This is a genomic window from uncultured Jatrophihabitans sp. (assembly GCF_964246335.1).
Lineage (GTDB): Bacteria > Actinomycetota > Actinomycetes > Mycobacteriales > Jatrophihabitantaceae > Jatrophihabitans.
This window is the reverse complement of the sequence record NZ_CAXTQF010000094.1, coordinates 1-9240: the sequence shown is the minus strand read 5'-3', so window position 1 is coordinate 9240 and position 9240 is coordinate 1. Positions and strand designations below refer to the sequence as shown.

General features: G+C 71.9%; 10 protein-coding genes. 5 read left to right on the top strand and 5 right to left on the bottom strand.

Annotated features, from left to right (window positions below):
* From ACFFCN_RS17690 to ACFFCN_RS17670, 5 genes are all read right to left on the bottom strand, one after another.
* Positions 1-470, bottom strand: a 470-nt coding sequence (locus ACFFCN_RS17690) for a type III pantothenate kinase (protein WP_375493802.1), incomplete at its 3' end; no start/stop codon positions are given.
* A gap of 10 nt (positions 471-480) precedes the next feature.
* On the bottom strand, positions 481-1320 hold the full coding sequence (gene nadC, locus ACFFCN_RS17685; RefSeq protein WP_375493800.1) for a carboxylating nicotinate-nucleotide diphosphorylase: 840 nt from the start codon (positions 1318-1320) through the stop codon (positions 481-483).
* Entirely contained in the window at positions 1317-2957 is a 1641-nt protein-coding gene (locus tag ACFFCN_RS17680) for an L-aspartate oxidase (protein ID WP_375493798.1), read from the bottom strand. Before ACFFCN_RS17680 ends, nadC begins: the two co-directional genes overlap by 4 nt.
* On the bottom strand, positions 2954-3781 hold the full coding sequence (gene panC, locus ACFFCN_RS17675) for a pantoate--beta-alanine ligase (RefSeq protein ID WP_375493796.1): 828 nt from the start codon (positions 3779-3781) through the stop codon (positions 2954-2956). The genes ACFFCN_RS17680 and panC overlap by 4 nt, the downstream gene beginning before the upstream one ends.
* Positions 3778-4656: a Rossmann-like and DUF2520 domain-containing protein gene (locus ACFFCN_RS17670; RefSeq protein WP_375493794.1), complete on the bottom strand. Its 879-nt coding sequence runs from the start codon at positions 4654-4656 to the stop codon at positions 3778-3780. Before ACFFCN_RS17670 ends, panC begins: the two co-directional genes overlap by 4 nt.
* A 67-nt stretch (positions 4657-4723) precedes the next feature.
* Between ACFFCN_RS17670 and ACFFCN_RS17665 the strand changes: the two genes are divergently transcribed.
* The 5 genes from ACFFCN_RS17665 to ACFFCN_RS17645 form a co-directional block, all read left to right on the top strand.
* Positions 4724-5053 carry a hypothetical protein gene (locus ACFFCN_RS17665; RefSeq protein ID WP_375493792.1) on the top strand — a complete coding sequence of 110 codons (330 nt, stop codon included), beginning with the start codon at positions 4724-4726 and terminating at the stop codon, positions 5051-5053.
* A 135-nt stretch (positions 5054-5188) separates the two neighbouring features.
* On the top strand, positions 5189-5605 hold the full coding sequence (locus tag ACFFCN_RS17660; protein ID WP_375493790.1) for a hypothetical protein: 417 nt from the start codon (positions 5189-5191) through the stop codon (positions 5603-5605).
* A 90-nt stretch (positions 5606-5695) separates the two neighbouring features.
* Complete coding sequence (locus ACFFCN_RS17655; protein ID WP_375493788.1) at positions 5696-6487, top strand: TIGR03084 family metal-binding protein; 792 nt, start codon at positions 5696-5698, stop codon at positions 6485-6487.
* Positions 6484-8178 carry an acyclic terpene utilization AtuA family protein gene (locus tag ACFFCN_RS17650; RefSeq protein WP_375493786.1) on the top strand — a complete coding sequence of 565 codons (1695 nt, stop codon included), beginning with the start codon at positions 6484-6486 and terminating at the stop codon, positions 8176-8178. Before ACFFCN_RS17655 ends, ACFFCN_RS17650 begins: the two co-directional genes overlap by 4 nt.
* The coding region (locus ACFFCN_RS17645; protein ID WP_375493784.1) for an acyl-CoA dehydrogenase family protein at positions 8175-9240 on the top strand (1066 nt) is incomplete at its 3' end. The genes ACFFCN_RS17650 and ACFFCN_RS17645, both read left to right, overlap by 4 nt.

Below are 9240 nucleotides of genomic sequence, written 5' to 3'. Positions count from 1 at the left end.
AGCGCGTCGAGCGAGATCTCGATGCCCGGGGCGAGCGCGCCGCCGACGAAATCGCCGCGCGCGTTCACGCAGTCGAAGTTCGTGGACGTACCGAAGTCGACGACGATGCACGGCCCGCCCGTCAGGTGATGCGCGGCGGCGGCGTTGCAGATGCGGTCGCTGCCGACCTCCTTCGGGTTGTCCATGATCACGCCGACGCCGGTGCGTACACCCGGTTCGATAAGAATGGTCGGCACGTCGGCGTAGTAACGGATCAGCGTCGAGCGCAGCTCGCGCAGAATCGCCGGCACCGTCGAGCAGGCGGCGATGCCGGTGATCGGCAGGTCACTGAGCAAGCCGCGGAACGTCAACGCGAGCTCGTCGGCGGTCTCGCGGGAATCGGATTTGATCCGCCACGAATTGACCAGCTTCGCGCCGTCGAAGACGCCGAGGACGGTGTTCGTGTTGCCGATGTCGATGGTGAGCAGCATGTGTCCGGGCCTAGATGTCGAGACCGATGTCGAGAACCGGCGCGGAGTGGGTCAGTGCGCCGACTGCAAGGTAGTCGACGCCGGTCGCCGCGACGTCGTGTGCACGGTCGAGAGTGAGGCCGCCGGAGGCCTCGAGTTTTGCCCGGCCCGCGGTGTATTCCACCGCAGCACGCAGGTCATCGAGGCTCATGTTGTCGAGCAGGACGAGATCCGCACCCGCGTCCACGACCTCGCGCGCCTGGGCGACGGTGTCGACCTCGATCTCCAGCTCGAGCCCCGGATACCGCGTGCGGACCAGCTCGAACGCCGCGACGACGCCCCCGGCTGCGATCACGTGGTTGTCCTTGACGAGCGCGGCGTCGGACAGCGACATGCGGTGGTTGACGCCACCGCCACACCGCACCGCGTACTTCTCCAGGACCCGCAGCCCGGGCATCGTCTTGCGGGTGTCGCGGATGCGCGCGCCGGTGCCCGCGACCGCGTCGACCCAGCGCCGGGTCAGCGACGCGACGCCGGACAGGTGGCCGACGAGGTTCAGCGCGGTGCGCTCGGCGGTGAGCAGGTCGCTCATCGGGCCGTCGACGACGGCCAGCACGTCACCCTGCTCGACGACGTCGCCGTCCGCGTGCTCCGCGGTGAAGGTGACGCGGTCGGCGCCGACGGCACGGAACGCGGCTGCCGCCGCCCCTAGACCGGCAAGCACGCCGTGCGCGCGCGAGACGAGCCGCGCCTGTGCGCGCGTCGCGGGATCGACGGTGGCGGCGGTCGTGACGTCCCCGGCGTCACCGAGGTCCTCGCTGAGGGCGAGGCGTACGACGGCCTCGAGCGTCGCGGCGGACGGGTCGGTCATCGGATCTCCACGTAGGTGGTGTTCAGCGCGCCATCGGCGTCGAGTGTCGTGTCCAGATGACCGCGCCAGTGTTCGTCGTCGCCGGCCGGGAAGTCCTCGCGCCAGTGCGCACCGCGGGTCTCCGCGCGCCGCGTCGCGGCCTGCACCAGCGCGGACGACACGATGAGCAGGTTCGTGGTCTCCCACGCCTCGGTGCCCGGCGCACCACCGTCGTGCTCGCCGAGCTCGGCCAGGCCGGCGGCGGCGAGCGTCAGACCCTTCTCGTCGCGCAGCACACCGACGCGCTCGCTCATCAGCTGCTGCAGTCCGGTGCGCGACCCGTCGTCGACCAGGCGGCTCGTCCCCGGCTGCAGGTCGACGACGTCCGGAGCCGGGCCGGGCTCATCCAGCCGGGCGACCACGGTGTCGGCGATGCGGCGGCCGAACACCAGGCCTTCGAGCAGCGAGTTCGAGGCCAGCCGGTTGGCACCGTGCACGCCGGTGCAGGCCGCCTCGCCGCAGGCGAACAGCCCGGGCAGCGACGACTCGCCGACGAGGTCGGTGCGGATGCCGCCGCTGGCGTAGTGGCACGCGGGCACGACCGGGATGAGCGCGTGCACCGGGTCGACGCCGAGCGAGAGCAACGTGGCGTAGATCGTCGGGAACCGCACGCGCCACTTCTCCGCGCCGAAGTGCCGCGCATCCAGCCACACGTGCTCGGCACCGGTCTCGCGCATCCGTCGCAGGATCGCCTTCGCGACGATGTCTCGGGGCGCGAGGTCGGCCAGTTCGTGCGCGCCCTGCATGAACGGCACGCCGTCGTCGTCGACCAGGAACGCGCCTTCGCCGCGCACCGCCTCGCTGACGAGTGGTTGCTGGCCACGCGAGCCGTGGCCGAGCCACGCGACCGTCGGGTGGAACTGCACGAACTCGAGATCGCGCACCACGGCTCCGGCGCGCAACGCGGCGGCGACGCCGTCACCGGTCGACACGCTGGGATTCGTCGTCGAGGCGTACACCTGGCCGATGCCGCCGGTGGCCAACACGACGGCCCGGGCACGCACCGCGCCGACACCGTCCCGCTCGCCCTCGCCCATGACGTGCAGCGTGAGCCCGGCGATCTCACCCGTCGCCGTCGTGAGCAGGTCCAGCAGGAGCGCGTGCTCGATGACGTCGACAGCGGACGCGTCGAGCACGCGGGTCACGAGCGCGCGCTCGATCTCCGCTCCGGTGGCATCGCCGCCGGCGTGCGCGATCCGGTCACGGTGGTGGCCGCCCTCGCGGCCCAGCGACAGCTCGCCGTCGCCGGCCCGGTCGAAGCGCGCGCCGATCTGCGCGAGCTCGCGTACCGCTGCCGCACCCTCGCGCACGAGCACCCGCACGGCGGCGTCGTCGCACACGCCCGCGCCGGCGACGACGGTGTCCGCGAAGTGCTGGTCCGGGCTGTCGCCGATGCCGAGCGCTGCCGCGATGCCGCCCTGTGCCCAGCGCGTCGACCCCGCGGCAAGCACGTCCTTGGTCACCAGCAGCACGCGCAGCGCCGACTGCCGGCTGATGTGCAGCGCCGTCGTCAGGCCGGCGATGCCCGAACCGACCACGACGACGTCGGTCTCGACCTCCCAGCCCGGTTCCGGAGCGAGTAGCCGATTCGTGCTCATAACTGCACCGCCACGTTGTCGATCAACCGTGTCTTGCCCACCCGCGCCGCGACGAGCAGCCGCGCCGGGCCGTACTCGGGGATCTCACCGAGGTCAGGATTGCGCAGCTCCAGGTAGTCGACGGCGATCCCCGGTTCGCGGCCGAGCTCCGCCGTGGCCGCCGCGATGACCGCGAGCGCGCCACCGCTCACCGCCGTGTCGCGGCCGGCGAACAATGCCCGCGACAACGCCAGCGCGTGCTGCCGGTCGTCCGTCGACAGATGGACGTTGCGGCTGGACAGCGCCAGGCCGTCGTCCTCGCGCACCGTCGGCACGCCGTCGATCGTGACGTCGAGATCGAGGTCGGCGCACAGCTGCCGCACGAGCACGAGCTGCTGATAGTCCTTCTCGCCGAAGTACGCATGCTGCGGCCGGACCGTGTTGAGGAATTTCGCGACGACGGTGAGCACCCCGGCGAAGTGACCGGGCCGGACCGCGCCCTCGAGCACGTCCCCGAGCGGTCCCGGGTCGACGGTGATGGTCGAACCGCCGTGCGGGTACACGTCCTCGACCTCGGGCGCCCACACGAGGTCGACTCCGGCGCGCTCGCACTTGTCGAGGTCGGCGTCGAGCGTGCGGGGGTAACGCGCGAGGTCCTCGTTCGGCCCGAACTGCAGCGGATTGACGAAGTTCGTGGTGACGACGCTCGTGCACTGCGCCCGCGCGGTGTCGAGCAGCGCGACGTGCCCTGCGTGCAGCGCGCCCATGGTCGGCACGAGGCCGACGTCGCCGGCCAGCACCCGGCGCGCGGCGAGGAAGTCACCACGGCCGTGCACCACCTTCACAGGACGTCCAGGACGGCGTTCGCGGCCGACTCGGACAGCTGCCCCGCCGCGGTCGCGCGCTCGGCAGTGCGCCGCGCCATCGCGCGGTACGCCGGCAGCACGTCCGGCGCCTCCCGGGCCAGCACCTCGACGTGCGTGTGCACGGTGTCGACGTCACCGCGCACGACCGGCCCGGTGAGCGCCGCATCGCCCAACCGCAGCACGTTGTCGAGCGCCGCACTGAGCAGCGGGGCGAGCAGCCGCGCAGGTTGCGCCACCCCCGCGCCGGAGAGCATCGACAACGAGTCGTTGACGAGCGTGACGAGATGATTGGCCGCAACGGTGAGCGATGCGTGATACAGCGGCCGGGCGCGCTCGGGTATCCACACCGGCTCGCCGCCCATCTCGACGACCAGCGACTCGGCCACCGGGCGCAGCTCGTCCAGCGCCGTGACGCCGAACGTCGCGCCGGACAGGCGATCGACGTCCTCGGACCGGCCCGCGAACGTCATGACCGGATGCAGCGCGAGCGCAAGAGCCCCACGAGCCGCGGCCGGATCGAGCACCCCGATGCCGTGCGCGCCGGACGTGTGCGCGACGAGCTGGCCCGCGCGCCAGCCGTCCGTGTTCGCCAGGCCGGTCACCAACGGGCGCAGGACGTCGTCAGGCACCGTGAGCAGCACGAGTTCGGCGGCGCCGACGGCTTCGTCGACGGGCAGCACCTGCGCGTCCGGCAGCAGGCGTGCCGCGCGCGCCAGCGACTGCGTGGACACGGCGCTGACCGCGACGACGCTGTGGCCCGCGCGGGTGAGCGCGACCCCGAGCGCACTGCCGACCCGTCCCATGCCGATGATCGCGACGCGCAGGCGAGCCGGACGCGCGGCAGCAGCGGTCACGAAGAGATCCTCGGCAGACGTCGGTCGGCAGAACGACGTCCGAGCGTACTTGGGTAGCGTTCCGCGGGTGAGCGAACTGCAGGAGACAGTGGCGCGCAGCGCAGACGCCGCCGAGTTGCATGCAACGGCCCCCACCCTGCTGCTCGAGCTGCAGACCCTGCTCGGGGCGATGGCGGCCACCGCGACCGCCGGGACCGAGCGTGGCCGCCGGCCGTTCCGACCGACGGCCGACTGGTCGCAACAGCTCGGCGAGCTCGCCTACGGCGTGTACCTGCTCGCCGACCAGACGGGCGTCGAGCTCGACGACGTGGTGTCGACGACGGCCCGGCGCACCGCCGAGCGCGGGGCACGCGCGAAGGCCGCCGACGAGCAGGGCTGGCCGTTCGAGACGGCATAACGGCGACGCGGCCCGGCGCCGCGTCGATCGCCTGCTCCGGTGATCGTGAGCACGGTCACCCGAGAGCTCTGGCATGTCGGTGAGTGCACCGTGCATTGAGCGGGAATCCCTTGCTATACAAGGGATGTGGGTCAAATGGAGACGCAACAGCGCGGCACCACGACGTGCCCGCCGCCGACCTCGCCGGCGCACGCCGCGCAGGTCGTCGTCGCAGGTGCGGTCGCCATCACCGCGGGCGCGACGGCGGTCGTCGCCCTCGGCGGCAACGCCGTGCTCGCGACGCTCGTCGCGGTGGTCATCGCGTTGCTCGCCGCAGTCGTCGCCCGCCGCACTCTCGGCAGCCTGTTCGCGGGCCTCACCTTGCAGCTGGCGAGGCCCTACACACCGGGCGAGCAGGTTCGCCTCTTCGTCCCGGCGATCGGCAAGGTGACCGAGGCGGAGGTCATCCGGCTCGGCGTCGTGAGCACCACGCTCGGCACGTCCGACGGCCTGCTCGTAGTGCCCAACGCGCACATGCTGCGCGCCGCGCCGGAGTGCCGCGAAGCCGCCTGACCCGGGACGCGTCGCCGCTCGCTCGTCCTTCGGTTCGCAAAACAAGCAAGCGGGATTGATTCTTCTGGTTGCCCGTGCCAAGGTCGAGCCGTGGCCGACATCCGCGCGATGGTCGACGACCTGCGCGCCGAGAGCGACGATCTCGACGCGCGGGTTGCGCAGCTGACCGACGCGCAATGGCGCACGGAGACGCCCGCGGCCGGGTGGACCGTCGCGGACCAGATCGGGCACCTGGCGTGGACCGACGAGATCGCCTGCCTGGCCGTCACCGACCCCGCCGCGTTCGAGGCGTCGGTGCAGGCGATGGTCGGCGAGCTGGACGGTTACGTCGATCGCGCGGCGGCCCAGCGCGCGGACCAACCGGCCGCCGACCTCCTGCGGTCGTGGCGCGCCGGCCGCGCCGAGTTGAGCGACGCGCTGCTTGCCGTTGCGTCCGACGCCCGGTTGCCGTGGTTCGGACCGCCGATGCGACCGGCGTCGATGGCGACGGCCCGGTTGATGGAGACGTGGGCGCACGGGCAGGACGTCGTCGACGCGCTGGACCAGCTCCGGGTGCCGGGCCCACGGCTGCGCCATGTCGCGCACATCGGCGTGCGCACCCGCGACTTCGCGTACCTGCTGCGCGACCGCACGCCACCTGCAGAGCAGTTCCGCGTCGAGCTGTCCGCACCGTCGGGCGAGCTGTGGGCGTGGGGGCCGGAGGACGCCGCACAACAGGTGGCCGGCCCGGCATTCGACTTCTGCCTGCTCGTGACCCAGCGCCGGCACCGCGACGATCTCGCGGTCGTCGCCGTCGGCCCGGACGCCGACGAATGGCTCGACATCGCGCAAGCGTTCGCCGGCCCGCCCGGCGCGGGGCGCGCCGCCGGTCGACACGGATGAACACCGACGTCCTGCGCATCGCCAACGCGTCCGGGTTCTACGGCGATCGCGCGTCGGCGATGCACGAGATGCTCACCGGCGGCGAGATCGACGTGCTGACCGGTGACTACCTCGCCGAATTGACGATGCTCATCCTCGCCCGTGACCGCGCGAAGGATCCCAAGCTCGGTTACGCCAAGACGTTCCTGCGTCAGCTCGAGACGTCGCTGGGCACCGCGCTCGAACGCGGGGTCAAGATCGTCGTCAACGCCGGCGGGCTGAACCCCGCCGGCCTTGCGGCCGCGGTGCGCGTGCTCGCGGACAGCCTCGGCGTCGATGTCGCGGTGGCGCACGTCGAGGGTGACGACCTCGTCGCCCGGGCGGACGAGCTGGGCCTCGGCGCACCGCTCGCCGCCAACGCCTACCTCGGCGCCTGGGGCATCGCCGACTGCCTGTCCGCGGGCGCGGACATCGTCGTCACCGGCCGGGTCACCGACGCCTCGTTGGTGGTCGGACCGGCGGCCGCGCACTTCGGCTGGCAGCGCGGCGACCACGACGCGATCGCCGGCGCGATGGTCGCCGGGCACGTCATCGAGTGCGGGCCGCAGGCCACCGGCGGCAACTACGCCTTCTTCACCGAGCTCGACCATCTCGACCGACCGCTCGGCTTCCCGCTCGCCGAGATGCACGCCGACGGCTCATCGGTGATCACCAAGCATCCGGGCACCGGCGGCGCGGTCACCGTCGGCACCGTCACCGCGCAACTGCTGTACGAGATCACCGGCGCGCGCTACGCCGGGCCGGATGCGACAGTGCGCTTCGACACGATCGAGCTGGCCGAGGACGGCGCAGACCGCGTGCGCATCACCGGGGTACGAGGCGAGCCGCCGCCGCCGACGTTGAAGGTCGGCCTGAACACCCTCGGCGGCTTCCGCAACGAGGTGACCTTCGTGCTGACCGGCCTGGACATCGACGCCAAGGCCGCGTGGGTGAAGACGCAGCTCGCCGACCTCGACGCGTCGCTGGACCTGACGTGGACGCTCGCACGCACCGACCATCCCGACGCCGATGTGCAGGAGGAGGCCGCGGCGATGCTGCACTGCGTCGCGCGCGGCACCGACCCCAAGACGCTGGGCCGCGCATTCTCCGGCGCGGCCATCGAGCTGGCACTTGCGTCGTATCCCGGCTTCCACGTCACGGCGCCGCCCAGCGACGCTGCGCCGTACGGCGTGTTCACCGCGAGCTACGTCGACGCCGCCGACGTGCCACACGTCGCGGTGCACGCGGACGGCACCCGCGTCGACATCGCGCCGGCGACCGAGACCCAAGCGGCCGACGGCGCGCCCGATCTGCACCTGCCGTCATCTCCGCCGAACGAGCGAACCCGGCCAGCGCCGTTGGGCACGTTCATGGGGGCGCGCAGCGGCGACAAGGGCGACTCGGCCAATGTCGGTGTGTGGGTGCGCACCGACGACCAACTCGCCTGGTTGGTGCACCAACTCAGCACGTCGAGGTTCAAGGAACTGCTGCCCGAGACCGCGCGACTAGGGGTGACGCGGCACGTGCTGCCGAACCTGCGCGCGATCAACTTCGTCGTCAGCGGCATTCTCGGCCAGGGCGTCTCGTCGAACGCGCGGCACGATCCGCAGGCGAAGGCGCTCGGCGAATGGCTGCGCTCTCGGGTGATCAACGTCCCGGAGTCCTTCCTGTGACGGTAGACCCGTTCGACACCGCCGAGCGCCGGTCACTTCGCGAGACCGTGCGCAGGTTCGTGCACAGCGACGTGCTTCCCTACCAGGACGAGTGGGAGGCGGCGGGCGAACTCCCGCGCTCGCTGTCCAAGCGCGCCGGCGCGCTCGGCCTGATCGGGCTCGCCTATCCCGAGTCCGTCGGCGGCGGCGGAGGCGATGCGATCGACGCGCTCGTGCTCGCCGAGGAGCTGCACTATGCGGGCGGTTCGAGCGGGCTGTTCGCGTCGCTGTTCACCTCGGGCATCGCGCTGCCGCACATCGTCGCGTCCGGAGATGCCGCGCTGATCGACAGGTACGTCCGGCCGACCATCGAGGGCGACAAGATCGGCTCGCTGGCGATCACCGAACCGGGCGGCGGGTCGGACGTCGCGAACCTGCGCACCAACGCCCGCCGAGACGGTGACGAGTACGTCATCGACGGCGCCAAGACCTACATCACCTCCGCGGTGCGCGGCGACTTCGTCGTCACCGCCGCGCGCACCGGTGGCCCGGGTGCGCACGGCATCTCGCTGATCGTCGTCGACAAGGGCACGCCGGGCTTCACCGTCACGAACAAGTTGTCGAAGATGGGCTGGCTGTGCTCGGACACCGCCGAGCTCGCGTACGACGGGGTGCGAGTGCCGGCGGTGAACCTCGTCGGCACGCAGAACTCCGGCTTCGTACAGATCGCGCAGAACTTCGTGTCCGAACGCATCGGGCTCGCCGTGCAGGCCTACGCCTGCGCGCAACGCTGCCTCGACCTCACCGTGCAGTGGTGCCGCGACCGCGAGACGTTCGGCCGTCCGCTGATCAGCCGGCAAGCCGTCCAGAACACGCTCGCCGAGATGGCGCGGCGCATCGAGGTCGCCCGCGTCTACACGCGATCGGTGGCGCTGCGTTCCGCCGGCGGCGAAGCGAACCTCATCCGCGAGGCGTGTTTTGCGAAGAACACCGCCGTCGAGGCCGGCTCGTGGGCCGTCGACCAAGCGGTGCAGCTGCACGGCGGCATGGGCTACATGCGCGAGTCCGAGGTCGAGCGGCAGT